General features: G+C 46.2%; 26 protein-coding genes, 1 rRNA gene and 2 other annotated features. All 27 genes read left to right on the forward strand.

What is annotated here, in order from left to right:
- Positions 1–101 (forward strand): 5S ribosomal RNA (gene rrf, locus ACQCVE_RS16355); the annotation flags it as partial.
- A gap of 934 nt (positions 102–1,035) precedes the next feature.
- Positions 1,036–1,677 carry an MgtC/SapB family protein gene (locus ACQCVE_RS16360; protein WP_426863430.1) on the forward strand — a complete coding sequence of 214 codons (642 nt, stop codon included), beginning with the start codon at positions 1,036–1,038 and terminating at the stop codon, positions 1,675–1,677.
- Positions 1,678–1,775: 98 nt separating this feature from the next.
- On the forward strand, positions 1,776–2,237 hold the full coding sequence (locus ACQCVE_RS16365; protein WP_426846761.1) for a CtsR family transcriptional regulator: 462 nt from the start codon (positions 1,776–1,778) through the stop codon (positions 2,235–2,237).
- 19 nt (positions 2,238–2,256) lie between these two features.
- On the forward strand, positions 2,257–2,808 hold the full coding sequence (locus ACQCVE_RS16370) for a UvrB/UvrC motif-containing protein (protein WP_426863431.1): 552 nt from the start codon (positions 2,257–2,259) through the stop codon (positions 2,806–2,808).
- A gap of 3 nt (positions 2,809–2,811) precedes the next feature.
- Positions 2,812–3,885, forward strand: coding sequence for a protein arginine kinase (locus ACQCVE_RS16375; RefSeq protein ID WP_426846757.1), 1,074 nt, complete (start codon positions 2,812–2,814; stop codon positions 3,883–3,885).
- A gap of 5 nt (positions 3,886–3,890) precedes the next feature.
- The gene (clpC, locus tag ACQCVE_RS16380; protein ID WP_426846755.1) at positions 3,891–6,329 is read left to right on the forward strand and encodes an ATP-dependent protease ATP-binding subunit ClpC; all 2,439 of its coding nucleotides are present in this window, start codon (positions 3,891–3,893) and stop codon (positions 6,327–6,329) included.
- A gap of 78 nt (positions 6,330–6,407) precedes the next feature.
- The gene (radA, locus tag ACQCVE_RS16385; RefSeq protein ID WP_426846753.1) at positions 6,408–7,790 is read left to right on the forward strand and encodes a DNA repair protein RadA; all 1,383 of its coding nucleotides are present in this window, start codon (positions 6,408–6,410) and stop codon (positions 7,788–7,790) included.
- Between the two features lie 5 nt (positions 7,791–7,795).
- Positions 7,796–8,863 carry a DNA integrity scanning diadenylate cyclase DisA gene (disA, locus tag ACQCVE_RS16390; protein ID WP_426846751.1) on the forward strand — a complete coding sequence of 356 codons (1,068 nt, stop codon included), beginning with the start codon at positions 7,796–7,798 and terminating at the stop codon, positions 8,861–8,863.
- Positions 8,864–9,015: 152 nt separating this feature from the next.
- Positions 9,016–10,116, forward strand: coding sequence for a PIN/TRAM domain-containing protein (locus ACQCVE_RS16395; protein ID WP_426846749.1), 1,101 nt, complete (start codon positions 9,016–9,018; stop codon positions 10,114–10,116).
- Positions 10,117–10,131: 15 nt separating this feature from the next.
- Positions 10,132–10,845 (forward strand): 2-C-methyl-D-erythritol 4-phosphate cytidylyltransferase, encoded by a 714-nt coding sequence (gene ispD / locus ACQCVE_RS16400; RefSeq protein ID WP_426846747.1) that lies wholly within the window; start codon positions 10,132–10,134, stop codon positions 10,843–10,845.
- Positions 10,820–11,296 carry a 2-C-methyl-D-erythritol 2,4-cyclodiphosphate synthase gene (ispF, locus tag ACQCVE_RS16405; protein WP_426846745.1) on the forward strand — a complete coding sequence of 159 codons (477 nt, stop codon included), beginning with the start codon at positions 10,820–10,822 and terminating at the stop codon, positions 11,294–11,296. Before ispD ends, ispF begins: the two co-directional genes overlap by 26 nt.
- 88 nt (positions 11,297–11,384) lie before the next feature.
- A complete protein-coding gene (gene gltX, locus ACQCVE_RS16410; protein ID WP_426846743.1) occupies positions 11,385–12,842 on the forward strand; it encodes a glutamate--tRNA ligase in 1,458 nt (485 codons plus the stop codon).
- A gap of 35 nt (positions 12,843–12,877) precedes the next feature.
- Positions 12,878–13,102: a binding site (T-box leader), on the forward strand.
- Between the two features lie 67 nt (positions 13,103–13,169).
- Positions 13,170–13,826, forward strand: coding sequence for a serine O-acetyltransferase (cysE, locus tag ACQCVE_RS16415; RefSeq protein WP_426846741.1), 657 nt, complete (start codon positions 13,170–13,172; stop codon positions 13,824–13,826).
- Complete coding sequence (gene cysS, locus ACQCVE_RS16420; protein ID WP_426863432.1) at positions 13,816–15,213, forward strand: cysteine--tRNA ligase; 1,398 nt, start codon at positions 13,816–13,818, stop codon at positions 15,211–15,213. The genes cysE and cysS overlap by 11 nt, the downstream gene beginning before the upstream one ends.
- Positions 15,214–15,217: 4 nt before the next feature.
- A complete protein-coding gene (locus tag ACQCVE_RS16425) occupies positions 15,218–15,637 on the forward strand; it encodes a Mini-ribonuclease 3 (protein ID WP_426846738.1) in 420 nt (139 codons plus the stop codon).
- Positions 15,634–16,380: a 23S rRNA (guanosine(2251)-2'-O)-methyltransferase RlmB gene (rlmB, locus tag ACQCVE_RS16430; protein WP_426846736.1), complete on the forward strand. Its 747-nt coding sequence runs from the start codon at positions 15,634–15,636 to the stop codon at positions 16,378–16,380. The genes ACQCVE_RS16425 and rlmB overlap by 4 nt, the downstream gene beginning before the upstream one ends.
- A 5-nt stretch (positions 16,381–16,385) precedes the next feature.
- Positions 16,386–16,895, forward strand: a complete 510-nt coding sequence (locus ACQCVE_RS16435; RefSeq protein WP_426846734.1) for an NYN domain-containing protein — start codon at positions 16,386–16,388, stop codon at positions 16,893–16,895.
- A 66-nt stretch (positions 16,896–16,961) separates the two neighbouring features.
- On the forward strand, positions 16,962–17,618 hold the full coding sequence (sigH, locus tag ACQCVE_RS16440) for an RNA polymerase sporulation sigma factor SigH (protein ID WP_426846732.1): 657 nt from the start codon (positions 16,962–16,964) through the stop codon (positions 17,616–17,618).
- Positions 17,619–17,700: 82 nt separating this feature from the next.
- Positions 17,701–17,850 carry a 50S ribosomal protein L33 gene (gene rpmG, locus ACQCVE_RS16445; RefSeq protein ID WP_426846730.1) on the forward strand — a complete coding sequence of 50 codons (150 nt, stop codon included), beginning with the start codon at positions 17,701–17,703 and terminating at the stop codon, positions 17,848–17,850.
- Positions 17,851–18,010: 160 nt separating this feature from the next.
- Entirely contained in the window at positions 18,011–18,193 is a 183-nt protein-coding gene (gene secE / locus ACQCVE_RS16450; RefSeq protein ID WP_426846728.1) for a preprotein translocase subunit SecE, read from the forward strand.
- A 325-nt stretch (positions 18,194–18,518) separates the two neighbouring features.
- Positions 18,519–19,052 (forward strand): transcription termination/antitermination protein NusG, encoded by a 534-nt coding sequence (nusG, locus tag ACQCVE_RS16455; protein ID WP_426846726.1) that lies wholly within the window; start codon positions 18,519–18,521, stop codon positions 19,050–19,052.
- Positions 19,053–19,227: 175 nt separating this feature from the next.
- Positions 19,228–19,653 (forward strand): 50S ribosomal protein L11, encoded by a 426-nt coding sequence (rplK, locus tag ACQCVE_RS16460; protein WP_035406751.1) that lies wholly within the window; start codon positions 19,228–19,230, stop codon positions 19,651–19,653.
- A 191-nt stretch (positions 19,654–19,844) separates the two neighbouring features.
- Positions 19,845–20,543 carry a 50S ribosomal protein L1 gene (rplA, locus tag ACQCVE_RS16465; protein WP_426846723.1) on the forward strand — a complete coding sequence of 233 codons (699 nt, stop codon included), beginning with the start codon at positions 19,845–19,847 and terminating at the stop codon, positions 20,541–20,543.
- A gap of 57 nt (positions 20,544–20,600) precedes the next feature.
- Positions 20,601–20,747: a sequence feature (ribosomal protein L10 leader region), on the forward strand.
- Between the two features lie 39 nt (positions 20,748–20,786).
- A complete protein-coding gene (gene rplJ, locus ACQCVE_RS16470) occupies positions 20,787–21,287 on the forward strand; it encodes a 50S ribosomal protein L10 (protein WP_426846721.1) in 501 nt (166 codons plus the stop codon).
- A 47-nt stretch (positions 21,288–21,334) separates the two neighbouring features.
- The gene (gene rplL, locus ACQCVE_RS16475) at positions 21,335–21,700 is read left to right on the forward strand and encodes a 50S ribosomal protein L7/L12 (RefSeq protein ID WP_426846719.1); all 366 of its coding nucleotides are present in this window, start codon (positions 21,335–21,337) and stop codon (positions 21,698–21,700) included.
- 156 nt (positions 21,701–21,856) lie between these two features.
- On the forward strand, positions 21,857–22,459 hold the full coding sequence (locus tag ACQCVE_RS16480; RefSeq protein ID WP_426863433.1) for a class I SAM-dependent methyltransferase: 603 nt from the start codon (positions 21,857–21,859) through the stop codon (positions 22,457–22,459).
- A 253-nt stretch (positions 22,460–22,712) separates the two neighbouring features.
- Entirely contained in the window at positions 22,713–26,294 is a 3,582-nt protein-coding gene (rpoB, locus tag ACQCVE_RS16485) for a DNA-directed RNA polymerase subunit beta (protein ID WP_426846716.1), read from the forward strand.
- Positions 26,295–26,455 lie beyond the last annotated feature (161 nt).

Consider the following 26,455-nt stretch of genomic DNA (forward strand, 5'->3'; position numbering starts at 1 on the left):
AAAGAGGTCACACCCGTTCCCATACCGAACACGGAAGTTAAGCTCTTCAGCGCCGATGGTAGTTGGGGGTTTCCCCCTGCGAGAGTAGGATGTTGCCAGGTACAAGTGAAAAGGATCCGCCCGTTTTGAATGGGGGGTCCTTTTTTTGTTTGGGTTTGGGTGGGATGGAAGGGGATTGATACGCCTGGAATGGCGGGAGGGAAGAGGGCGAGGCGGATACCCGAAACCGCCTTGGCCGATGCTGGTGGGAACGCCACCTGGAGCCTGGCTGCCGGGGGCCCGGGGATGCCGGAGATGCCAACTTTGTCGAATCCTCCCGAAAAGTCGATATCCGCCCCGTTTCGGTCGATAAAAGTAAAAAATAGCCGATATATTGGAAAAATAGCCGATATCTTTCAATAATAGCCGATATAATGAAAATACCGCCGATAAATTCGAAAGAGTAGATATCTAGCAAGCATTTGCCTCTATCCTTCCAATGTTTTAACGCCATCGACTACATAAATCCAATAATGTTCTCCGCTTTCCCTCTAAAACGACTTCAAAATGCTGAAAATTAGATGATAATCGACTATTCAGGCACCCTAATTGACCAATCACCCGCCAGCCACCACAAAACCAAAACATATCCATACAGTTTCACCCGCCACAAATACAAAAGAGTATCGTCCTTCCAAAACCAGTCCCCATTCCTCTGCTCAGCCCCCCGTTCCCCATCCAAGCCCTGTTCCTTTGGACCATACCAGGCCAAATACGCGCCAGCTCAGCCCCCCCGCACTCCCCCAATCCAGCCTCGTCCTTCGTGACTACCCTCAAGCCCCCCTGCACTCCCCAATCCAGCCTCGTCCTTCGTGACTACCCTCAAGCCCACCCGCATTCCTCCAATGCACCCTCGTCCCCTCGTCCCCCCAGAGATACCCTCAGCCCTTCAGCCCACTCCCCCAGCCCACCCCCATCAAAAGTTTCTATCCTCTCCAGAAAGGGTATAAGAGAAGAATCAAATTTTTTATTTGGGAAGTTTGCAGGTGAAGATTAATGGAAACGATGAAAGATATTATAGGATCAGATGAAGTTACGATGATGATCCGGATTGTTTTTACAGCTATTATATGCGGCTTTATTGGGGCCGAGCGGGAAATCAACGGGCATCCGGCAGGGTTCAGGACCCACTTAATCGTGGGAATCGGAGCCTGTCTGCTTATGCTGCTATCCCTTTACGGCTTTAAAGAGTACTTGGATGAGTACCCTCATACTCAGTTTGACCCCTCCCGTATTCCTTCTTATGTGATCAGCGGCATTGGATTTCTCGGAGCTGGAACGATTTTGGTGAAAGGCGGCAGCATTCATGGATTAACGACAGCTGCATCCATCTGGATCTCTGCAGGACTGGGTCTGGTTATAGGCGCAGGTATGTATATCCTCGCGGGTTTTACCGCACTGGCAGTCTGGCTGAGTCTTTCTTTCCTGAATCGGGTGCATTGGAGTTTTAGGAAAAAGGAAGAAAGGGAAACAATGAAAGTAAAGGTGCAGCAAGGAAACGACCTCGAAGAAGTCTTGAAGACATTAGATCAAAACGACCTAGTGGTGTATAAAATGAAGGTAAAACATGATGAAAAGGATCAAAATGCTTCGACGTATACCCTGGAAGTGACGAAACGGAATGAATGGGAAACGTAATACAGAAAGTTCAAGTTTGAAATAGTTGAAAAAAAGACGGGAACATCATATATTTATATTAGTCAAATATAGTCAAAGTCAAGTGAGGAGGAGGCTTGATGAGAAACATATCAGACGTAATCGAGCAGTATTTAAAGCAGGTTCTCGATATGAGTGAGCAAGAAATTGTAGAACTTAAGCGGAGCGAGATTGCTGATAAGTTCCAATGTGTACCGTCTCAGATCAACTATGTCATTAACACTCGTTTTACTGTAGAACGAGGCTATATGGTGGAGAGCAAGCGCGGCGGAGGCGGATATATACGCATCATCAAAGTACAGTCCAATGACGATGCCCATTTACTGGAGCAGATGATTGAACTGGCGGGCGATAGATTGCCCCAGGCTCCGGCGGAGGATATTGTCTTAAGGCTGGCAGCTGAAAATGTCATTACACCCAGAGAAGCCAAAATTATGCTGAGTGTCATGGACCGTTCAGTTCTTTATGTGGATTTGCCCTTAAGGGATGAATTAAGGTCAAGGATGCTGAAGGCTATGCTAACGTCCCTAAAATATAACTAATTGCAAGGCGGTGATCCTCATGGTGTGTCAGGAATGTCATGAAAGACCGGCAACGTTCCATTTTACGAAAGTGATCAATGGAGAAAAAGCAGAGGTTCATATTTGTGAACAATGTGCGAAAGAGAATAGTAATATGATGGTATTCGGAAGTGATGGCGGATTTTCCATAAACTCTCTTTTATCAGGCCTGCTTAATTTCGAGACGAAGCTTGCAAAATCCGATGCTTCTTCCATGTACAGGGCAGAGGAGGTCCAGCATTGCCCCCGATGCGGCATGACGTACAGACAGTTTGGCAAAGCCGGCCGGTTTGGGTGTTCAGAATGCTATAAAACGTTTCAAAATGAGATTACACCTATTTTAAGAAAGGTTCATAGCGGCAACACTGTTCATGGAGGTAAAATTCCAAAGCGGATCGGTGGGAGCATTCACCTTCAAAAACGCATGGAGGATCTGAAAAAACTGATGCAGCATCATATCGCTCAAGAGGAGTTTGAAAAGGCGGCAGAGCTCCGGGATGAGATTAAAGAGATTGTCAGGCAGATCAATATGGGTAGAGGGGAGGAAGCATAGACTATGTCATTGCAGGATTTTATGAACAATGCAATGAGTGCCTGGATGAGTCAGGAAGGACCGGATTCAGATATTGTTTTAAGCAGCAGGATCCGGCTGGCGCGGAATATTGAGCAGTTTCGGTTTCCGGCTTTAGCGTCCGATGAAGAGTCACAGAACATATTGTCATTGTTTGAAGAAAGGTTTTCCGAACAATCTTTTCCTGACATTGGATCTTTTGTGCTTCTGAAAATGAGTGACCTGGAACATGTGCAAAAAAGAGTCCTGGTTGAAAAGCATTTAATCAGTCCCAATCTGGCTGAAGATTCGTCTTTCTCCGGATGCCTGCTTTCTGTAAATGAGGAAGTCAGCATTATGGTGAATGAAGAGGACCATGTTCGAATACAATGTTTGTTCCCGGGTCTGCAGGTCAAAGAGGCTCTGGAAGTGGCGGGCAGGCTCGATGATTGGATAGAAAAAGAAGTGGATTATGCTTTTGATGAAAATAGAGGATATTTAACCAGCTGCCCGACGAACGTGGGCACTGGAATGAGAGCTTCTGTGATGATGCATCTGCCCGCTCTCGCTCTAACGAAGCAAATGAACCGGATTGTTCCGGCGATTAACCAGCTTGGCCTGGTGGTTAGAGGAATTTACGGCGAGGGCAGCGAAGCTTTAGGTAACCTGTTCCAGATCTCCAACCAGATCACCCTTGGAAAATCAGAAGAGGATATTGCAGAAGATCTTTTAAGTGTCGTCCAGCAGCTGATTGCCCAGGAGCGTTCGGCAAGGGAAGCGGTTTTGCAGACATCAAAGATTCAGCTCGAAGACAGAATTTACCGTTCTTACGGAGTGCTTGCCAACAGCCGGATCATTGAATCGAAAGAAACGGCCAGGTGTCTGTCGGATGTGAGGCTGGGGATTGACTTAGGACTAATACAAAACGTTTCCAGAAATATTTTAAATGAATTGATGATTTTGACTCAGCCTGGTTTTCTGCAGCAGTATTCGGGAGAAGTACTACAGCCGAATGAGAGAGATATCCGCAGAGCCGCTTTGATTCGTGAACGTTTAAAAATGGAGATAGATGGAGGCTGATACGTATGATGTTCGGAAGATTTACTGAAAGAGCACAGAAAGTACTTGCACTTGCCCAGGAAGAGGCAGTAAGACTTGGACATAACAACATAGGAACAGAACATATTCTTTTGGGTCTCGTACGCGAAGGGGAAGGAATTGCAGCGAAAGCGCTGAATGCACTTGGTCTTGGCTCAGAAAAGATTCAAAAAGAAGTAGAAAGCCTGATTGGCAGAGGGCAGGATATTTCCCAGACGATCCACTATACCCCCCGCGCCAAAAAAGTCATTGAGCTTTCAATGGATGAAGCCCGTAAACTCGGCCACTCTTATGTGGGAACAGAGCATATTCTTCTCGGACTGATCCGTGAAGGAGAAGGGGTTGCAGCCCGTGTACTTAACAATCTAGGCGTAAGCTTGAACAAAGCAAGACAGCAGGTTCTTCAGCTTCTTGGCAGCAATGAATCTTCATCCGGCCATCAGGGTGGCGGGATGACAAATGCCAATACCCCGACGCTTGACAGCCTTGCCCGTGATTTAACCGTAATCGCCCGTGAAGGCAGCCTGGACCCTGTAATTGGACGGGGAAAAGAGATTCAGCGCGTAATAGAGGTGCTGAGCCGCAGAACGAAAAACAATCCTGTTTTAATCGGGGAGCCTGGAGTAGGTAAAACAGCCATCGCTGAAGGCCTTGCCCAGCAGATTGTTCAGAATGAAGTGCCTGAGATCCTGCGCGATAAGCGGGTAATGACGCTCGACATGGGAACGGTTGTAGCCGGAACGAAATACAGGGGTGAGTTTGAGGACCGTCTGAAGAAAGTGATGGATGAAATCCGTCAGGCGGGCAACATTATCCTCTTCATCGATGAGCTCCACACCCTTATCGGGGCAGGCGGAGCGGAGGGGGCTATTGACGCGAGCAACATCCTGAAGCCTTCTCTTGCCCGGGGAGAGCTTCAATGCATCGGGGCGACAACCCTTGATGAGTACCGTAAATACATCGAAAAAGATGCAGCGCTTGAGCGCCGTTTTCAGCCAATTACAGTAGATGAGCCGACGGTAGAGGAAAGCATCCAGATTTTAAGCGGCCTGCGTGACCGGTATGAGGCCCATCACCGCGTATCCATCACGGACGAAGCGATAGATGCTGCGGTAAAATTGTCAGACCGCTATATTTCAGACCGATTTCTTCCCGATAAAGCGATTGATTTGATTGATGAAGCCGGTTCTAAAGTAAGACTCCGTTCTTTCACCACTCCTCCTAATTTAAAGGAATTGGAAATGAAGCTGGAGGAAGTGCGCAAGGAGAAGGATGCAGCAGTTCAAAGCCAGGAATTTGAAAAAGCAGCATCCCTTAGAGATACCGAGCAGCGGCTTCGTGAACAGCTGGATGAAACGAAGAAAACGTGGAAAGAAAAACAGGGTCAGGAAAATTCAGAAGTGACTGTTGAAGATATTGCCATGGTCGTTTCCAACTGGACAGGAGTTCCGGTATCGCGGCTCGCCCAAACCGAAACGGATAAGCTTCTGAATATGGAGCAGCTCCTTCACTCCCGTGTGATCGGCCAGGACGAAGCGGTCGTCGCAGTGGCGAAAGCTGTACGAAGAGCGAGAGCGGGATTAAAGGATCCGAAGCGCCCGATCGGCTCATTTGTCTTCCTTGGTCCGACAGGTGTTGGTAAAACAGAGCTTGCCAGGGCTCTTGCAGAATCCATCTTCGGAGACGAGGATGCGATGATTCGCATTGATATGTCTGAGTATATGGAAAAACACTCAACTTCAAGACTGGTCGGTTCTCCTCCCGGATATGTCGGTTACGATGAAGGAGGACAGCTGACGGAGAAGGTTAGAAGAAAGCCTTATTCCGTAGTCCTTCTAGATGAAATCGAGAAAGCCCACCCGGATGTTTTCAATATCCTGCTTCAAGTTCTGGAAGACGGCCGCCTGACGGATTCTAAAGGAAGAACGGTCGACTTCAGAAACACGATTCTCATCATGACGTCCAATGTAGGGGCAAGCGAGCTGAAGCGCAATAAATATGTTGGCTTTAACGTTCAGGATGAGAACCAGAATTATAAGGACATGAAAGGAAAAGTGATGGGCGAACTGAAGAAAGCGTTCCGCCCGGAATTTATCAACCGGATTGATGAAATCATCGTTTTCCATTCATTAGAGAAAAAACATCTGAAAGAAATCGTAACGCTCATGGCGGGTCAGCTCACAAAGCGTTTGGCTGAACAGGACTTGTCCCTGACGCTTACTGATGCTGCCATTGACAAGATTACGGAGGAGGGTGTCGACCTGGAATACGGGGCGAGACCTCTCCGCAGAGCCATTCAAAAGCATGTAGAAGACCGTCTGTCTGAAGAATTGCTGAGAGGCAATATCGAAAAAGGCCAGAACATAACGCTTGATGTTCAGGACAATGAGTTCACCGTAAAGCAGGCTGAAAAACTGAATCAGTAAAGATTGAAGCAGAGGCATACAGCATAAACGGTATGCCTCGCTTTCTTCGTTCAGACAGAGAAAAAGAGAGGTAGAACCATGGCAAAAACAAAGACAAAATTTATGTGCCAGTCATGCGGCTATGAATCTGCCAAGTGGATGGGGAAATGTCCGGGCTGCGGCCAATGGAATACGATGAACGAAGAAACCTTTAAAACTGGAGCTGGGACCGGCACGAGAAGGACCTCCTTTCAGCATTCTGCCCAGACAGCCCAAAAAGCTGCACCGATCACCAAGATCGAGACGACGGCTGAACCCCGTATTAAGACAAAGATGAAGGAACTAAACCGCGTGCTCGGGAACGGCATTGTGAAAGGTTCTCTTGTTTTAATTGGCGGCGACCCCGGTATCGGGAAGTCCACATTGCTTCTCCAAGTATCCTCCCAGCTTGCGGATTTAGGGAACCGGGTTTTATATATATCCGGCGAGGAATCGGTAAAACAGACGAAGCTGAGAGCGGACCGCCTGGATGTCTCATCGGACCAGCTCCTGGTTTTGGCTGAAACGGACATGGAATTCATTACAAAGGCCATTGAAGAGGCGGAGCCTGCGTTTGTTGTAATCGACTCCATTCAAACCGTTTATCAAAGTGAGATTACTTCTGCACCTGGGAGTGTTTCCCAAGTAAGGGAATGTACAGCTGAGCTGATGAGAATCGCCAAAACGAAGGGGATTGCAATCTTTATTGTCGGCCACGTCACAAAAGAAGGATCCATTGCCGGGCCCCGGCTTCTGGAACATATGGTGGATGCGGTTTTGTACTTTGAGGGAGAACGGCACCATACGTACCGGATTCTCCGGGCTGTGAAAAACCGTTTTGGGTCAACGAATGAGATGGGTATTTTTGAAATGAAGGAAGCGGGGCTCACGGAGGTTTTGAACCCGTCAGAGATCTTCCTTGAAGAGCGGTCAAAGGGTGCTGCGGGATCAACCGTTGTGGCATCTATGGAAGGAACAAGACCTGTTCTCGTCGAAATACAAGCATTAATCTCCCCGACAAGCTTTGGCAATCCAAGGAGGATGGCAACAGGGATTGATCATAACCGAGTTCCCCTGCTGATGGCCGTTCTGGAAAAACGTGTCGGGCTGCTGCTTCAAAATCAGGACGCTTATTTAAAGGTTGCAGGCGGCGTTAAACTCGATGAACCGGCAATTGATCTGGCTGTGGCCGTAAGCATTGCCTCGAGTTTTAGGGACGTGCCCACCAACCCGATGGATATTATCATTGGCGAGGTCGGTCTGACCGGAGAAGTCAGAAGAGTATCAAGAATTGAGCAAAGAGTTCAGGAAGCATCCAAGCTCGGGTTTAAACGGGTCATTCTTCCTGAAGCCAATATCGGGGGCTGGACACCGCCTGCTGGTATTAAAATAATCGGAGTCAAGAGTGTATCAGAGGCTCTTCAGCATTCACTCGGGGGGTGACCGGCATGTTGGACAAACAGAAATCGGCCAGATACTTAAAGGATATTCTAAGATTTATAGCTCCGGGGACACCAATCCGCGAAGGCATTGAGAACGTCCTGAGGGCAAAAACGGGCGGCTTGATTGTCCTTGGCTACAATGAAAAAATAAAGGAAATCGTGGACGGCGGTTTTTATATCCATTCTCCTTTTTCTCCGGCACATTTGTACGAATTGGCCAAAATGGACGGGGCGATAATTTTGAGTGACTCCGGCCAGAAAATCCTTTTTGCCAATGCACAGCTCGTTCCCGATTCCTCCATCCCTTCGTCTGAGACGGGGATGAGGCACAGGACTGCAGAGAGAGCGGCTAAGCAGACGGGCTGCCTTGTCATTGCCATCTCCCAGCGCCGCAACGTCATCACTCTCTACCATGGGGAGCATAAGTATTCGCTCAGGGACATTGGAGTCATATTAGTAAAGGCCAATCAGGCGATTCAAACCCTTGAAAAATATAAAACGGTATTCGACCAGTCCATCGCGAATTTAAATGCACTTGAGTTTGAAGAGCTCGTCACCTACGGGGAAGTGCTGCATGTCCTGCACAGGATTGAAATGGTGCTGCGGATCAAGAATGAGATCATAACTTATGTCAATGAGCTCGGAACGGAAGGACGCCTCATCCGCCTCCAGATGAGTGAGCTGGTCACAGACATTGAAGGGGAAACCATCCTTTTAATAAAGGACTACAGTTTGAACCGGCTTCAGGATCCGCGGGCTGTTCTTAAACAGCTGCAGGAGCTGGCAAATTTTGATTTACTTGAAGATAGCGTGCTGTTTAAGCTGCTCGGACATCCGCACTATACAAATACAGAAGAACAAATTTTGCCGAGGGGATTCAGGATTTTAAGTAAAATTCAGCGGCTTCCGCCCTCCATTATTGACAATCTTGTGACGAAATTCCTGAATCTGAAACTTATTTTTCATGCGACCGTAGAACAGCTGGATGAGGTGGAGGGCATCGGCGAAATCAGGGCGAAAAAAATTAAAGACGGCCTGAAACGGATGCAGCAGCAGGCTTTGCTGGACCGTTGACGTTTTATTTTTCTGAAAAACGGGTATAAAAATTCTGTTTAACAGAAACAATTGTCAGACTAGTTTCATTCTGATTACAAATATTGAAAATATAATGGCTATACGTTTTAATTCTTGTATTCTGTTTATAATGGTTAAAAGGAGGTGAAGGTATGTTACAGCGAATCGTTCAAATCTTCTTTCTGATTACAGGAGGAGTATTGGGAATCTTTTTTATGCCCGCTTTACTAAAACTTATGAATCTACAGGACATACCTTTTTTAAATACACCGTATACACTTGCGATACTGGGAGCCGTGATTTTCTTCCTGGCTACTTTCTGGCTTGTGGATTACGCTGTTAATTGGATTAAAAAGTGGGAAGAGTCCCTTGTAAAAGCTCCGGTAACAGATGTGCTTTTCGGAAGTCTCGGATTGGTTTTTGGACTCATAATTGCTTTTCTGGTTGTTAATGTTATTCCGTTTAAAGATATTCCGTATCAAGTGTTCAGCATGATCATTCCTGTTTTTCTGACACTGCTGTTAAGCTATCTCGGATTTCAGGTAGGGTTTAAGAAGAAGGAAGAACTGATCGGTCTATTCTCACTGCCCGGCCGCATTAACAAGAAAAAAGGGAGCGGCGAAGAGGAATCAGAGGTTGAATCCAAAAAATTGAAGATTCTTGATACAAGTGTCATCATCGATGGAAGGATTGCGGATATCTGTCAGACCGGGTTCCTTGAAGGAACCATTGTCATTCCTCAGTTTGTCCTCGGAGAGCTTCAGCATATCGCTGATTCATCGGATGTACTCAAACGAAACCGAGGACGCAGGGGCCTTGATATTTTGAACCGAATCCAAAAGGAGCTCGCGATCAAAGTTGAAATCTACGAAGGCGATTTTGAAGAAATCTCGGAAGTGGACAGCAAGCTTGTAAAGCTGGCTAAGCTTACATCCGGTGTAGTCGTAACGAACGATTTTAACTTAAATAAAGTGTGTGAGCTGCAAAATGTGGCCGTATTCAATATCAATGACCTGGCAAATGCCGTCAAACCGGTTGTTCTTCCGGGTGAAGAGATGAAAGTGCAAGTAATTAAAGATGGAAAAGAGCACAATCAGGGTGTAGCTTATCTGGATGACGGAACGATGATTGTTGTCGAAGATGGACGCAATTACATCGGCAAGCATATTGACGTGCTGGTAACATCTGTTTTGCAGACCTCTGCAGGGCGGATGATTTTCGCCAAACCGAAGCTGCTTGAAAAAGCTCTTTAACGAAGGAGAAACAACATGAACTATGAAGTCGTCATACCGGCTGCTGGTCAGGGGAAACGAATGAATGCGGGAAAGAACAAACAGTTTATTGAGCTCGAAGGGAAGCCTGTCATTGCTCATACCTTATCCGTTTTTGAAGCAGACCCTGCCTGCTGCGGAATCATCCTTGTGATCAATGAGGCTGAGCGGGACGAATTCATGGATATGATCCAGCGCTTTTCTTTCACGAAAATTAAGAAGATGACAGGCGGGGGAGCCGAACGGCAGGAGAGTGTCTACAATGGCTTGAAGCACGCTGAAGAGCCGGTTGTTTTCATTCACGACGGGGCCCGCCCGTTCATCGAGTATCCGGTCTTGCAAGAGCTGGCAGAAGCGGCTCAAAGAGAAGGGGCTGCGACGCTTGCTGTGCCTGTAAAGGATACGATTAAGAGAGTGGATCAAGGGGAAGTGCTGGAAACAGTAGAACGATCAAGCTTGTGGGCGGTACAGACCCCACAGGCTTTTCGTCTTTCTGCTATCCTTCATGCCCATGAAGACGCGGAGCGAAGCCGTTATCAAGGGACAGATGATGCCAGTCTGATTGAACGGTTGAACCAGAAAGTTAAGGTCATCCCCGGCTCGTATGCCAACTTGAAGCTTACGACACCGGAGGATCTGCTGATTGCAAAGGCGATACTCAAACAAAGAAAAGAGGAAAAAAGCGATGATAAGAATAGGACAGGGATTTGACGTTCATCAACTGACAGAGGGAAGGCCGCTAATCATTGGAGGAATTGAAATACCTTATGAAAAGGGATTGCTTGGCCATTCCGATGCGGATGTTCTTCTCCATACAGTAGCAGATGCTTGCCTCGGTGCAATTGGGGAAGGGGACATCGGCCGGCATTTCCCTGATACAGATCCCGAGTTTAAAGATGCAGATTCCGCTAAGCTTCTTCAGCATGTATGGAATCTGGTAAAGGATAGAGGCTACAGACTTGGGAACGCCGATTGTACAATTATCGCCCAGAAGCCTAAAATGGCTCCTTACATCGGGCAGATGCAGGAAAGAATCGCTTCCCTTCTTGAAGCCGATCCTTCACAGGTCAATGTAAAAGCGACCACGACTGAAAAGCTTGGATTTACGGGCCGCGGGGAAGGCATCGCTTCACAGGCTGCCGTGCTGCTCATCAAGGGATAATCCGCTTTGTACGGCGTTCTAAATAGTGATAAAATAAGGGTATTCTAAAATTGTGAAACACAATCAGGATTTACGGAGGTAGAAGAGGATGACAGGTGAAATCCGCGTGCGCTATGCGCCAAGTCCTACAGGACATTTACATATCGGAAATGCAAGAACTGCGTTGTTTAATTATCTTTTCGCAAGAAGCCAGAACGGAAAATTCATTATCCGCATTGAGGATACAGACCGGAAGAGAAACATTGAAGGCGGCGAAGAAAGCCAGCTGAAGCATCTGAAATGGCTCGGAATGGATTGGGATGAAAGCATCGATGTCGGCGGTGAATACGGACCGTACCGCCAGTCTGAACGGACTGAAATTTACAAGAAGTACTATGAGGAGCTTTTGGAAAAAGATCTTGCTTACAAATGCTATTGCACAGAAGAAGAGCTTGAGAAGGAGCGCGAGGAGCAGACGGCGCGCGGCGAGATGCCCCGCTACTCCGGAAAATGTTCCAATCTGACCGATGAACAGCGTGCAGCCCTTGAAGCAGAGGGCCGCCAGCCGAGCATCCGCTTCCGCGTACCAAAAGGACAGATGATAACATTCCATGATCTTGTAAAAGAAGACGTGTCATTTGAATCCGACGGCATCGGCGATTTTGTTATCGTGAAAAAAGACGGAACACCTACTTACAACTTTGCTGTTGCAGCGGATGACCATCTTATGAAAATCACTCACATCCTGCGCGGAGATGACCATATTTCCAACACCCCTAAGCAAATTATGATTTATGAAGCGCTCGGGTGGGAGGTTCCTGTATTCGGTCATATGACCCTGATTGTAAATGAGAGCCGCAAAAAGCTGAGCAAACGGGATGAATCCATCATTCAGTTCATTGAGCAATATAAAGACCTCGGCTATTTGCCTGAAGCCCTATTTAACTTCATTGCGATGCTGGGCTGGTCTCCGGTTGGAGAGGAAGAAATTTTCTCCAGGGAGCAGTTTACAGAAATTTTTGATCCGAACCGCCTGTCTGTGTCACCCGCGGTTTTCGATACGCAAAAGCTAATGTGGATGAACAATCAGTACATGAAACAGCTGGATCCTGAAACCGTTGCGGATCTTGCCCTTCCGCACCTCGTTAAAGCAGGAAAGCTAAGTGAAAACCCATCAGACGGGGAATTGCAATGGGCGAAAAAACTGATTGCCCTCTATCAGGAGCAGATGAGCTACGGTGCGGAAATTGTCGAGCTGTCTGATTTGTTTTTCAAAACAGATCTTGAGTATAACCGGGAGGCCAGAAGCGTTTTGGATGAGGAGCAGGTGCCTGAAGTAATGGCCGCCTTTAAAGAAGAGCTTGAGAAGCTGGACCACTTCACAGCTGACGAAATTAAGGCCTCAATTAAAGCGGTTCAAAAAACGACCGGCCATAAAGGGAAAAAGCTGTTCATGCCGATCCGCGTTGCCGTCACAGGCCAGACCCACGGACCGGAGCTTCCCCAGTCTATTGAACTGATTGGCAAAGAAAAAGTTTTATCCCGTGTGGAAAGTTTAATACGTTAACATTTCGCATAAAATATTATATAGTATAGATAATAAGTAAAACGTTGAAGAGGATAGTAGAGATCGGATTTCCTTTCCAGAGAAAACCTCCATTGGCTGAGAGAGGTTAAAGTGAAGCTGATCTTGAATTGCACCTCCTGAGTCTTTTGCTGAAATGTTCAGTAGGCAGAAGCGTCTGCTCCGCGTTAAGGAGTATAAAGTTGAGGGCTCAGTATAAAGGCCCTAAACAGAGTGGAACCGCGCGATAAGGCGTCTCTGTCAATAGGCAGAGGCGTCTTTTTTATGCCGTAAAACGCACAGACAGGGGTAAACAGGAGGGGAGAAGCATTGTTTAAGCTGCTGAAGGAAGATGTGGATGTTGTATTTGATCAGGACCCGGCCGCACGGAGCTATCTGGAAGTCCTTCTGACCTACTCAGGGCTTCACGCGGTTTGGGCTCATCGGCTGGCCCATGCATTCTACAAGCGGAAGCTGTTCTTTGGCGCCAGGGCTATTTCACAAATCAGCCGTTTTTTTACTGGAATTGAAATCCATCCCGGTGCGAAAATTGGAAAACGATTTTTTATTGATCACGGGATGGGTGTTGTTATAGGGGAAACATGCGAAATCGGAAACAATGTTACAGTTTTTCAGGGCGTGACCCTGGGAGGGACCGGGAAAGAAAAAGGAAAAAGACATCCGACGATCATGGATAATGCCTTAATAGCCACAGGAGCAAAAGTTCTCGGCTCGATTACAATAGGAGAGAATTCAAAAATCGGAGCGGGCTCCGTCGTGCTTCAGGATGTACCGGACCACTCTACCGTTGTCGGAATTCCCGGCCGCGTCGTGATCCGTAATGGACAGAAAATCAAGCGGGATTTAAATCATACCGATCTTCCGGATCCGGTGAATGATAAATTCCGTGCGCTGGAAGAAGAAATTCTGAAGCTGAAAGCAGAACTGGAATCAGTAAGAGAAGGGAAGAACGAACATGGGCATTAAGCTATATAACACGCTAACCCGCGCAAAAGAACAATTTGAACCGCTTGAAGAAGGCAAAGTGAAGATGTATGTGTGCGGTCCCACCGTTTACAACTATATCCACATCGGCAATGCACGTCCGGCTATTGTATACGATACAGTCAGAAAATATCTGGAGTTTCGCGGGTATGACGTTCAGTATGTATCAAATTTCACAGACGTAGACGATAAACTTATTAAAGCAGCAAATGAGCTGGGCGAAGATGTTCCGGCTATTGCAGAGCGTTTCATTGACGCCTACTTTGAAGACGTAACAGCACTTGGCTGCAGCCATGCTGATGTCCATCCCCGTGTGACGGAAAACATGGACATCATTATCGATTTTGTTCAGGCATTAATCGATAAAGGATTTGCTTATGAATCTGGGGGAGATGTGTATTACAAAACCCGTGCCTTTGAAGGCTACGGCAAACTTTCTCACCAATCGATTGACGAGCTGCGCTCGGGAGCAAGGATTGAGGTTGGCGAAAAAAAGCAGGATGCGCTGGATTTTGTTCTCTGGAAAGCAGCTAAGGAAGGGGAAATTTCGTGGGAAAGCCCCTGGGGAAATGGCCGGCCGGGCTGGCATATTGAGTGCTCTGCCATGGCCCGGAAATATTTGGGGGACAGCATTGATATCCACGCAGGCGGACAGGATCTGACCTTCCCGCATCATGAAAATGAAATTGCCCAATCAGAAGCTTTAACCGGAAAACCGTTCGCCAAATACTGGCTTCATAATGGCTATATCAACATTGATAATGAAAAAATGTCGAAATCACTCGGCAATTTTGTTCTGGTTCACGACATCATTAAAGAATTCGATCCGCAGCTGCTTCGGTTCTTTATGCTTTCCGTTCATTACCGCCATCCAATCAATTATTCAGTTGAGCTGCTGGAGAGTACAAAAAATGCATTTGAACGCCTGAAAACAGCTTATGCGAATTTAAAGCACCGGAAAGAAAGCAGCACGAACCTTACGGAAAATAACAGTGACTGGCTCCTTAAAATTAAGGGACTGCGCGAAATGTTCATTAAGGAAATGGATGATGACTTTAATACGGCGAACGGCATTTCGGTTCTTTTTGAACTGGCAAAGCTGGCCAATTATTACCTTCAGGAAACCCATACGTCAGAGGAAGTGATTGAAGCGCTGCTGTTGGAATTTGATGCACTTGCAGCCGTTTTGGGAATTTCATTCGGAGAGCAGGAGCTGCTGGATGAAGAAATCGATGAGCTGATCCAGAAAAGAATTCAGGCGCGCGCGGACCGGGACTTTGCCAAGGCAGATCAAATCCGCGGCCAGCTGAAGGACTTAAATATCATTTTGGAAGACACAGCACAGGGAACCAGATGGAAAAGAGGTTAACTGTATGCTAGAACTGGAAAAAATTAAACAGGCAAAACAGCTGAACAGCCTTGCTCTTGCTTATATGGGGGATGCCGTATATGAGGTTTATATCCGGCATCACCTTCTGGCCAAGGGTCTCGGAAAGCCCAATGATTTGCATCGCTATGCAAAAGAATTCGTATCTGCAAAAGCTCAGGCTGATGCTCTTCAAAGCATGACTGAAGCAGGGTTCTTTACGGAGGAGGAACAGGATATCCTCCGGAGGGGCAGAAATGCCAAATCAGGTACTGTTCCGAAAAACACGGAACTGATGACGTATAAATACAGCACCGCTTTTGAAGCGCTGATCGGCTTTCTTTTTTTAGAAAAAAAAGAGGAGCGGCTCAATGAAATAGCCGCAGAAGCGATCAGACTGCTGGAGGAAAGGAGGCAAAGAGGATGAACCAGGAAGATTATATTATTGGACGCAACCCTGTTCTGGAAGCCCTAAGGTCAGAAAGGGAAATCAATAAAGTGTGGATGGCGGAGAATTCCGTGAAAGGCTCTGCACTGCAAATAACAGCTATTGCAAAAGAAAGAGGAATCATCATCCAAACCGTTCCTAAGCGAAAGCTTGACCAGATGGTCGAGGGGAACCACCAGGGATTCGTCGCTCAGGTTGCTGCCTATGAATATGCGGAGCTGGATGATTTGCTGAAAGCAGCGGAAGAAAAGGGAGAGGCTCCGTTCATTCTCCTATTGGACGAGCTTGAAGATCCACATAATCTCGGATCCATTATGAGAACGGCTGATGCAGTGGGCGCTCACGGGATTGTCATTCCGAAACGAAGATCCGTCGGCCTTACAGCTACAGTCGCCAAAGCATCCACAGGCGCAATTGAATATGTGCCGGTTGCAAGGGTGACCAACCTTACAAGAGCTATTGAAGAGCTTAAAGAAAAGGGATTATGGATTGCAGGAACAGACGCGAAGGGTGCGGATGATTACCGTACCCTGGATGGCACGATGCCAATCGGCCTTGTTATCGGAAGTGAAGGAAAAGGTGTGAGCCGGCTCGTAAAAGAGAAGTGCGATTTTCTTATCAATCTTCCAATGGCGGGGCACGTTACTTCTCTCAATGCATCGGTTGCAGCAAGCCTGCTGATGTACGAGGTATTCAGAAAACGGCATCCTCTCGGGGACTGAGGGCCATGAATATTCTGCTTGTAGATGGATACAACATAATCGGGGCCTGGCCGGAGCTCAGGGTCTTAAGAAAAGATTACTTTGCCCAGGCCAGAGACCTCCTTATTCAAAAAATGGCGGAATACCAAGCTTTCACTAAGTACAGGGTCATTATCATCTTTGATGCGCACCTTGTAAAAGGAATAGAAAAAAAGCATAAAAATTACCGGGTGGAGGTCATCTTCACAAAAGAGAACGAAACAGCGGATGAGCGGATTGAAAAGCTTGCCTCTGAATTGAACGATATTCGGACTCAGATTCACGTAGCTACATCGGACTATACAGAACAATGGGCCATTTTCGGCCAGGGCGCCTTGAGGAAATCTGCCCGCGAGCTCCTGAACGAGATGGAAGCAATAGAGGAGAGCATCAAGAAAAAAGTGAAGCGAATGGAAAACCAGCGGCCGCCATCGAAGATTTTATTGTCGGAAGATGTCATAAAAACCTTTGAGAAATGGCGCCGCGGAGACCTGTAACCGTATTGCGATTCCAATTTTTGTGCTGTATAATATGGCTATCTATGTGCGGTCGGGGGGATCGGCTTGAATACACAATTCAGCAAGGGGTATCTCAGCAAGGAAGAATTTCAGTTTCTGGATGACGAGCAGATTGTAGAGTTGGTTCATAACGGAGAAAGTGATGCACTGGACTATTTGATTACGAAATACAGGAATTTTGTCCGGGCCAAGGCAAGGTCTTATTTCTTGATTGGCGCTGACAGGGAAGACATCGTCCAGGAAGGAATGATCGGCCTTTACAAAGCCATTCGTGACTTCAGAGAGGACAAGCTTACTTCATTCAAAGCTTTTGCAGAACTATGCATTACCCGCCAAATTATTACCGCTATCAAAACAGCAACCCGCCAAAAACATATTCCGCTCAACTCCTATGTTTCTCTGGACAAGCCTATTTATGACGACGAATCAGACCGGACTTTGATGGATGTCATCTCCGGTGCGAAAATTATGGATCCTGAAGAGCTGTTTATCAACCAGGAAGAATTTGACGACATTGAAGTGAAAATGGCTGAGCTCTTAAGTGATCTTGAGAGAAAGGTACTTTCGCTTTACCTGGACGGGAGGTCCTACCAGGAAATCTCTGAAGAACTGAACCGGCACGTAAAGTCGATTGACAATGCGCTGCAGCGTGTGAAAAGAAAGCTTGAAAGATACCTTGAACTCAGGGAACTGAGTCTGTGACAAATTCGATCCTTTATTGACAGGAAAAACCACGCTATGATACATTTTGTAGGAATATGAAACATGGCGGAAGGTGTCCAGCATGCGAAAAAAAGTAATTTTAGGCTGTACAGAATGCGGCAGCCGCAACTATACAACAATGAAAAGCACTGCTAACACAGCAGAGCGCCTGGAAATGAAGAAATTCTGCGGCGTATGCAATGCCCATACTAATCACCGCGAAACGAAATAGGACTTCTTTCCCTTTTATGCCGTAATTATTTTGCCTGAGCAATGAATATCAGGTACAGCTGTTTTTTTGAAGGTCCGACCGGATCCAGCCATCCTCTTTCAAATTAGAAAGAAAACCGGAGAGGCCGCTTTAGTATTTTCTTTATTTTGGAGGTAACGAAATGGGACGTATTTCTAAGTTTTTTGGGGATGTCGGTCGTGAAATGAAAAAAGTAAGCTGGCCTAAAGGCAAAGAGCTTACTAGATATACGATCGTTGTTATAGCAACTGTCGTCTTCGCTGCTGTATTCTTCGCAGTCGTAGACTTGGGCATTTCTGAACTGGTTCGATTAATTGTTCGCTGATTATTGAATAAAACTGGGTTTTCCGTGTTATAATAAATGATAAATCCAAAGCTTTGTTCGAAAAGACCCGTTCAGCGGGTTTTTTAATTTGCGGTTTTTTCTTTAAAGCTGTGTTAGAGCATCATGCTGACAGGGGAGAAGGGCGAAGTCTCCTGCGGAGAAGCGATGCACGGACGTTTTAGCGTCTAACGGGAACTCCCCGGCAGATGGGGTTAACAGAGTGATTATAAAAGCAGCGTACTTCCAGGGCTTCCTGGATATACGCATGATCAGCACACTATACAATAAATGAATGCTGGGAGGGAAGGACAAAAGTCCTGAAGGTATGGAGAAAAATTGGTATGTTGTTCACACGTATTCCGGTTATGAGAATAAAGTAAAAGCAAATCTCGAGAAACGTGTTGAATCAATGGCAATGCAAGACAAGATTTTTAGAGTCGTTGTTCCTGAAGAAGAAGAAACAGATATTAAGAATGGCAAAAAGAAAGTTTTGAAGAAAAAGGTATTCCCGGGCTATGTCCTCGTAGAAATTGTAATGACAGATGATTCCTGGTATGTTGTCCGGAATACGCCGGGTGTAACGGGCTTTGTCGGCTCTGCAGGCTCCGGCTCAAAACCGACGGCCCTGCTTCCTGAAGAGGTAGAAGTGATTCTGAAACGCATGGGCATGGACGAACGCCGAGTAGAAATTGATTTCGAACTGAAAGAAACAGTAAAAGTTATTGAAGGTCCATTTGCGAACTTCACCGGAATGATCGAGGACATTGATCAAGATAAGCAAAAAGTGAAGGTTCTCGTCAACATGTTTGGACGGGAAACCCCTGTTGAACTGGAGTTCTCACAGGTCGATAAATTATAATCAGAAAATAACTTGAAATGGATTGGGAAAAGTGATAATATTTCATAAGTCAGTGTGTCTCACTCAAAGTGGGGCAGATAACTTGATTTTCCCTAATCATTCACATAAAGAATGAGGTTATGAGTGGGAGGGCAAGGCCCTATTACCACATCACGGACTTAAGGAGGTGTGTCTCGTGGCTAAAAAAGTAATTAAAATGGTTAAATTGCAAATTCCTGCCGGCAAAGCAAATCCGGCTCCTCCAGTAGGTCCTGCATTGGGTCAGGCTGGTGTGAATATCATGGGATTCTGTAAGGAATTTAACGCACGCACAGCTGAACAAGCTGGGTTGATTATCCCGGTTGAAATCACTGTTTTTGAAGATCGTTCCTTCACTTTTATTACAAAAACTCCGCCTGCTGCTGTATTGCTTAAGAAAGCAGCTGGAATTGAGTCTGGTTCTGGTGAACCAAACCGTAATAAAGTGGCAACAGTTAAGCGTGACAAAGTACGTGAAATCGCTGAAACAAAAATGCCTGACTTAAACGCAGCAAGCGTTGAAGCGGCTATGTTGATGGTTGAAGGTACTGCACGCAGCATGGGAATTGTGATCGAAGACTAATTGATGATTTTTGAGGGTTGCGGGTTTGGATTCACAAGTTCGCAGCCTTTATTCTCGTTTACAGATTTGTGACCTGGATGGATCAGGCTTTAAGATGCCCCATCCGAACGCACTGTCCGGACATCCGGCCAGCCGCGCTTTTACCTGTGGGAGGTTATTTCCGCTAAAACCACATAAGGAGGAAAATGAAAATGGCTAAAAAAGGCAAGAAGTATACAGAAGCTGCAAAGCTTGTAGACCGTTCGAAAACGTATCCTGTAACAGAAGCTGTTGATTTGGTTAAGAAAACAAACACGGCGAAATTTGACGCAACAGTAGAGGTTGCTTTCCGTCTTGGAGTAGACCCTCGTAAAAATGACCAGCAAATCCGTGGAGCAGTTGTGCTTCCAAACGGAACTGGTAAAACTCAAAAAGTTTTGGTTTTCGCTAAAGGCGAAAAAGCGAAAGAAGCAGAAGCTGCAGGAGCAGATTATGTTGGAGATTCCGAGTTCATCACAAAAATTCAGCAAGGCTGGTTTGACTTTGATGTAATTGTTGCAACTCCTGACATGATGGGTGAAGTGGGTAAGCTTGGCCGCGTATTGGGGCCAAAAGGGCTTATGCCGAACCCGAAAACAGGAACTGTAACATTTGAAGTTGAAAGAGCTGTTAATGAAATCAAAGCTGGTAAAGTGGAATACCGCGTTGACAAAGCCGGTATCATCCATGTTCCAATCGGTAAGGTTTCTTTCGAAGACAGCAAGCTTGTTGAAAACTTCACGACAGTTTATGACACCATGATCAAAGCGAAGCCAGCTGCAGCGAAAGGCACTTACATGAAGAGTGTTGCTGTAACGTCCACTATGGGCCCTGGAATCAAAGTTGATTCTTCCAGCTTCTCTGCAAAATAATTGTTGACTTCTTATAGAAGTTCGTATATAATTCACATTGTTGTTTAAAAGCGATAACTTAATAAGATAATTATACCGCAGACAGCAGGTGCTGATTTTAGCTTAATTTCCTGCCGAGGTGTGACCATATTGTACAGACTGCATTCTATGCTCATGTATAAACGGCGCCTCCATGTCTAGCATGGGGGCTTTTTCATGCGAACCGAACGGTATAATGACAATCATTCTACAGGAGGTGTAACAATGAGCAGCATTATCGAATCAAAGAAACAAATCGTTGACGAAATCACAGAAAAGTTCCGCGACAGCAAATCTACAATTGTAGTGGACTACCGCGGACTGACTGTAGCACAAGTGACTGAACTTCGTAAATCTCTTCGTGAAGCTGGCGTAGAATTCAAAGTTTACAAAAACACGATGACTCGCCGTGCAGTGGAAAAAGCTGAACTTTCAGGCCTTAACGACGCGCTTACTGGACCGAATGCGATCGCATTCAGCACAGAAGACGTTGTAGCTCCTGCAAAAGTTTTGAACGAATTTGCGAAAAAGAACGAAGCTTTGGAAATCAAAGCTGGTGTCATTGAAGGCAACATTGCATCCGTTGAGGAAATTAAAGCTCTTGCTGAACTTCCTTCCCGCGAAGGCTTGCTTTCTATGTTGCTTAGCGTTCTTCAAGCTCCAATCCGCAACTTTGCTCTTGTCAACAAAGCAGTTGCTGAGCAAAAAGAAGAACAAGGCGCTTAATCCCGTATTTCTATAAAATTTGATTGAAAAATAAGGAGGAAAATATAATGTCTAAAGAACAAATCATTGAAGCTGTCAAAAATATGACAGTTCTAGAACTGAACGATCTTGTTAAAGCTATCGAAGAAGAATTTGGTGTAACTGCTGCTGCTCCTGTAGCTATGATGGGCGGAGCTGGAGCTGGTGAAGCTGCTGCTGAGCAAACTGAATTTGACCTGATCCTTGAATCTGCTGGAGCTCAAAAAATCAAGGTTATCAAAGTGGTTCGTGAAATCACTGGTCTTGGTCTTAAAGAAGCAAAAGAATTGGTTGACAACACTCCAAAAGCAATCAAAGAAGGCATTGCTAAAGAAGAAGCTGAAGAGCTTAAAGCTAAACTTGAAGAAGTTGGCGCTGGCGTAGAAGTTAAGTAATTCCTTTCTATATAAGAAAAAGCCCGCTGTTCAAAAGCGGGCTTTTTTCTACCAAAAGAAAGAACTTCCCTATTAGAGCGCGGGCTAAAATCTTGGCAAGCTGCTTCCCCGAAATGATAGAATATACTCTCGAAGCTCCCATGAGGAGGTAAGACAATGAGCGATCATTACTACTCTGAGAATCCTGCTGTACAAAGCAGCAAGAAGAGCTGGGCATTTGAACTGGCTGGCCATTCCTTTACATTCCGCAGTGATTCAGGTGTGTTTTCAAAAAATGAAGTCGATTTTGGTTCCAGAGTTCTGATTGATGCTTTTGAAATGCCGGAGCCGGCTGGAAGCATCCTTGATATGGGATGCGGCTACGGTCCAATCGGACTGGCGCTTGCGAAAAAGTTTTCAAGCCGCCATGTGGATATGGCGGATATTAATGCAAGAGCGATCGAGCTTGCAAAAGAAAATGCAGCGCTTAATCAAATTTCAAATGTCTCAATTTTTCAGAGTGATTTGTACTCGCAAGCCAAAGATCAACGGTATGCCGCGATCGTAACGAATCCTCCGATAAGGGCAGGGAAAAAAGTTGTCCATGAAATTTTGGAAAAAGGCTTTGATCACCTGGTCAGCGGCGGAGAACTTTGGGCTGTGATTCAGAAAAAACAAGGCGCTCCATCTGCTGTCGCTAAATTGGAAGAGCAATTTGAAGAAGTCGGCGTCGTGCAGAAGAAAAAAGGCTACTATATTATTAGAGCTAAAAAAGATTGACTCGTATTTTTTGGCATGTTAATATTATAAAATGCCAATGTTTAAATTTCTGCAAATGTCTAAATTACATAATAAATGTATAAATTTAGCATATGTGGGAAAACTTATAGAATCTGTTCGTTCAAAAAAATGTGGTTTTCTTAACAGAAACCCTTTTTTGTTTTGTTATTTACTTGTAGAAGCATGATTTGCTAGGGTGACTAGTTTGATGCTTTTTACAGATCCAATATGCATGAACTGAGGGGTGAATCAGTTGACAGGTCAACTAGTTCAGTATGGACGGCACCGCCAACGCAGAAGTTATGCACGCATTAGCGAAGTATTAGAATTGCCGAATCTCATTGAGATCCAAACCGCTTCCTATCAGTGGTTTCTTGATGAGGGACTCAGAGAGATGTTTCAGGATATCTCTCCAATTGAGGATTTCACCGGCAACCTCTCGCTAGAGTTTATTGATTACAGCCTTGGTGAGCCAAAGTATTCCGTTGAGGAATCTAAGGAACGCGATGTAACCTTTTCTGCTCCGTTACGCGTGAAAGTCCGTTTGATCAACAAAGAAACAGGCGAAGTGAAAGACCAGGACGTCTTCATGGGGGATTTCCCTCTAATGACCGAAACGGGAACTTTCGTAATTAATGGAGCTGAGCGTGTTATCGTATCTCAGCTGGTTCGTTCGCCGAGTGTATATTTCAGCGGTAAAGTCGACAAGAATGGTAAAAGAGGCTTTACAGCAACAGTCATTCCAAACCGTGGCGCTTGGCTGGAGTACGAAACCGATGCAAAGGATGTAGCATATGTACGGATTGATCGTACTCGGAAACTGCCAGTTACGGTTCTTTTGCGTGCCCTAGGGTTTGGCTCTGATCAAGAAATCGCCGAGCTGTTCGGTGAGAATGAATACTTACGCAACACTCTTGAAAAAGATAACACAGAGACTACGGAAAAAGCGCTCCTTGAAATCTATGAACGCCTTCGTCCGGGAGAACCTCCTACAGTTGATAATGCGAAAAGCCTTTTGGAGTCGCGCTTCTTTGATCCGAAGCGTTATGACCTTGCGAGTGTTGGACGCTATAAAATTAATAAAAAGCTTCATATAAAGAACCGCCTTTTCAATCAGCGCCTTGCAGAATCATTGGCTGACCCTGAAACAGGGGAAATAATCGCTGAAAAGGGTACGATTATTGACCGCAGAACCCTGGACCGCATTATTCCTAACCTTGAGAGCGGAGTGGGATTCAAATCTGTTAACCCCTCAAACGGAGTGGTGACAGACGAAACAACTCTTCAATCTATTAAAATTTACTCTCCAAATGATCCGGAAGGCGAGCACGTGATTAACGTAATCGGAAACGCTTATGTGGAGGAAACGGTCAAGAACATCACTGCGGCAGATATTCTCTCCTCAATCAGCTATTTCTTTAACCTTCTTCATGGAGTAGGCGACACGGATGATATCGATCACCTTGGGAACCGCCGTCTCCGCTCAGTTGGAGAATTGCTGCAGAATCAATTCCGCATCGGGCTGTCCCGTATGGAGCGCGTGGTGCGCGAGCGTATGTCCATTCAGGATACAAATACAATCACACCTCAGCAGCTGATTAATATCCGCCCGGTTATTGCAAGCATTAAAGAGTTCTTTGGAAGCTCTCAGCTTTCTCAGTTTATGGATCAGACGAACCCGCTTGCTGAGCTGACGCATAAACGCCGTCTGTCAGCGCTTGGACCCGGCGGTCTGACTCGTGAGCGTGCCGGCTTCGAAGTGCGTGACGTTCACTATTCCCACTACGGCCGTATGTGTCCTATTGAAACGCCTGAGGGACCAAACATTGGTTTGATCAACTCCTTGTCCAGCTACGCAAAGGTAAACCGCTTCGGATTCATTGAAACGCCTTACCGCCGTGTAGATCCGGATACAGGAAAAGTGACGGCCCGCATTGATTATCTGACAGCTGACGAAGAGGATAACTATGTAGTGGCGCAGGCAAATGCCCGCCTTGGTGATGACGGTACATTCCTAGACGACGGAATCGTTGCGCGTTTCCGTGGTGAAAACACGGTTGTAGCACGTGACCGCGTCGATTATATGGATGTATCTCCTAAGCAGGTAGTATCTGCTGCAACAGCATGTATTCCTTTCCTTGAAAACGATGACTCCAACCGTGCCCTGATGGGAGCGAACATGCAGCGTCAGGCTGTTCCATTGATGCAGCCGGAAGCACCTGTTGTCGGGACGGGTATGGAATACGTTTCAGGTAAAGATTCAGGTGCCGCTGTTATCTGTAAGCACCCAGGGATCGTTGAAAAAGTAGAAGCGAAGAACGTTTATGTCCGCCGCTATGATGAAGTGGACGGCAATAAAGTAAAGGGCAACCTTGATAAATACAGCATGCTGAAGTTTATCCGTTCCAATCAGGGGACTTGCTACAACCAGCGTCCGATCGTAAGTGAAGGCGATGAAGTAGTAAAAGGGGAAATTCTTGCTGACGGACCTTCTATGGAAAAAGGCGAACTGGCTCTTGGCCGCAACGTTATGGTTGCGTTCATGACATGGGATGGCTATAACTATGAAGATGCCATCATCATGAGCGAACGTCTTGTGAAAGACGATGTTTACACTTCTATTCACATTGAAGAATATGAGTCCGAAGCACGTGATACGAAGCTTGGACCTGAAGAAATCACAAGAGATATTCCAAACGTTGGGGAAGACGCACTCCGTAACCTTGATGAACGCGGAATCATCCGTGTCGGTGCAGAAGTGAAAGATGGCGACTTGCTTGTCGGTAAAGTAACACCTAAAGGTGTAACAGAGCTGACTGCTGAAGAACGGCTTCTTCACGCCATCTTTGGTGAGAAAGCACGTGAGGTTCGTGATACTTCCCTTAGAGTGCCGCACGGCGGAGGCGGAATCATCCTTGATGTGAAAGTCTTCAACCGTGAAGATGGAGACGAACTGCCACCTGGAGTTAACCAGCTCGTACGTGCTTATATCGTTCAGAAGCGTAAAATCTCTGAAGGAGATAAAATGGCCGGACGACACGGTAACAAAGGGGTTATCTCCCGTATCCTTCCGGAAGAAGATATGCCGTACCTTCCAGATGGCACACCGGTAGATATCATGCTTAACCCACTGGGAGTACCATCCCGTATGAACATCGGGCAAGTACTCGAGCTTCACCTCGGTATGGCCGCACGCTACCTGGGCATTCATGTGGCATCACCGGTATTCGATGGAGCGCGCGAGGAAGATGTGTGGTCTACGCTTGAAGAAGCCGGAATGGCAAGAGACGCAAAAACAGTCCTGTATGACGGACGTTCAGGCGAGCCGTTTGATAACCGGGTATCCGTTGGGATCATGTATATGATCAAACTGGCTCACATGGTTGATGACAAGCTCCATGCCCGTTCTACCGGACCTTACTCACTCGTTACACAGCAGCCTCTCGGAGGTAAAGCGCAATTCGGCGGACAGCGTTTCGGAGAGATGGAGGTTTGGGCGCTTGAAGCTTATGGAGCCGCCTATACACTTCAGGAGATCCTGACGGTTAAGTCGGATGACGTCGTAGGACGTGTGAAAACGTATGAAGCCATCGTCAAAGGTGAAAACGTTCCGGAACCGGGAGTTCCTGAGTCCTTCAAAGTATTGATTAAAGAACTTCAAAGCTTGGGTATGGATGTTAAAATTCTTTCCGGCGATGAAAAAGAAATTGAAATGAGAGATCTTGAAGACGATGAAGATCCTCAAGCCTCTGAAAGCCTGTCTCTCGGAGAAGAAATGGAAGAAGAAGCAGCTGTCGCGACTGAAAAAGAGAAGGACGCTGTTACGAAAGAATAGATTATGGAATGGCTGCAAAGCAGCAGGCGCGCAAAACACCTGCAGCCTTAGGGTTCAGAACCGGGCTTTAGCGTCCGGTCTCTACCTGTGAGGCGGATGCTGAAGCCTTTAGTTTTTAATGTAACTCTCCAGGATATAAGGGTATAACCTGAAGATGAAAA

Source organism: Metabacillus sp. 113a (assembly GCF_050107635.1).
Lineage (GTDB): Bacteria > Bacillota > Bacilli > Bacillales > Bacillaceae > Metabacillus_B.

What these genes read in the sequence shown, in the direction of transcription:
- ACQCVE_RS16360 (WP_426863430.1), top strand. Translation starts at nt 1,036, where the DNA reads ATGGAAACGATGAAAGATATTATAGGATCAGATGAAGTTACGATGATG.
- ACQCVE_RS16365 (WP_426846761.1), top strand. Translation starts at nt 1,776, where the DNA reads ATGAGAAACATATCAGACGTAATCGAGCAGTATTTAAAGCAGGTTCTC.
- ACQCVE_RS16370 (WP_426863431.1), top strand. Translation starts at nt 2,257, where the DNA reads ATGGTGTGTCAGGAATGTCATGAAAGACCGGCAACGTTCCATTTTACG.
- ACQCVE_RS16375 (WP_426846757.1), top strand. Translation starts at nt 2,812, where the DNA reads ATGTCATTGCAGGATTTTATGAACAATGCAATGAGTGCCTGGATGAGT.
- clpC (WP_426846755.1), top strand. Translation starts at nt 3,891, where the DNA reads ATGATGTTCGGAAGATTTACTGAAAGAGCACAGAAAGTACTTGCACTT.
- radA (WP_426846753.1), top strand. Translation starts at nt 6,408, where the DNA reads ATGGCAAAAACAAAGACAAAATTTATGTGCCAGTCATGCGGCTATGAA.
- disA (WP_426846751.1), top strand. Translation starts at nt 7,796, where the DNA reads ATGTTGGACAAACAGAAATCGGCCAGATACTTAAAGGATATTCTAAGA.
- ACQCVE_RS16395 (WP_426846749.1), top strand. Translation starts at nt 9,016, where the DNA reads ATGTTACAGCGAATCGTTCAAATCTTCTTTCTGATTACAGGAGGAGTA.
- ispD (WP_426846747.1), top strand. Translation starts at nt 10,132, where the DNA reads ATGAACTATGAAGTCGTCATACCGGCTGCTGGTCAGGGGAAACGAATG.
- ispF (WP_426846745.1), top strand. Translation starts at nt 10,820, where the DNA reads ATGATAAGAATAGGACAGGGATTTGACGTTCATCAACTGACAGAGGGA.
- gltX (WP_426846743.1), top strand. Translation starts at nt 11,385, where the DNA reads ATGACAGGTGAAATCCGCGTGCGCTATGCGCCAAGTCCTACAGGACAT.
- cysS (WP_426863432.1), top strand. Translation starts at nt 13,816, where the DNA reads ATGGGCATTAAGCTATATAACACGCTAACCCGCGCAAAAGAACAATTT.
- ACQCVE_RS16425 (WP_426846738.1), top strand. Translation starts at nt 15,218, where the DNA reads ATGCTAGAACTGGAAAAAATTAAACAGGCAAAACAGCTGAACAGCCTT.
- rlmB (WP_426846736.1), top strand. Translation starts at nt 15,634, where the DNA reads ATGAACCAGGAAGATTATATTATTGGACGCAACCCTGTTCTGGAAGCC.
- ACQCVE_RS16435 (WP_426846734.1), top strand. Translation starts at nt 16,386, where the DNA reads ATGAATATTCTGCTTGTAGATGGATACAACATAATCGGGGCCTGGCCG.
- rpmG (WP_426846730.1), top strand. Translation starts at nt 17,701, where the DNA reads ATGCGAAAAAAAGTAATTTTAGGCTGTACAGAATGCGGCAGCCGCAAC.
- secE (WP_426846728.1), top strand. Translation starts at nt 18,011, where the DNA reads ATGGGACGTATTTCTAAGTTTTTTGGGGATGTCGGTCGTGAAATGAAA.
- nusG (WP_426846726.1), top strand. Translation starts at nt 18,519, where the DNA reads ATGGAGAAAAATTGGTATGTTGTTCACACGTATTCCGGTTATGAGAAT.
- rplA (WP_426846723.1), top strand. Translation starts at nt 19,845, where the DNA reads ATGGCTAAAAAAGGCAAGAAGTATACAGAAGCTGCAAAGCTTGTAGAC.
- rplJ (WP_426846721.1), top strand. Translation starts at nt 20,787, where the DNA reads ATGAGCAGCATTATCGAATCAAAGAAACAAATCGTTGACGAAATCACA.
- rplL (WP_426846719.1), top strand. Translation starts at nt 21,335, where the DNA reads ATGTCTAAAGAACAAATCATTGAAGCTGTCAAAAATATGACAGTTCTA.
- ACQCVE_RS16480 (WP_426863433.1), top strand. Translation starts at nt 21,857, where the DNA reads ATGAGCGATCATTACTACTCTGAGAATCCTGCTGTACAAAGCAGCAAG.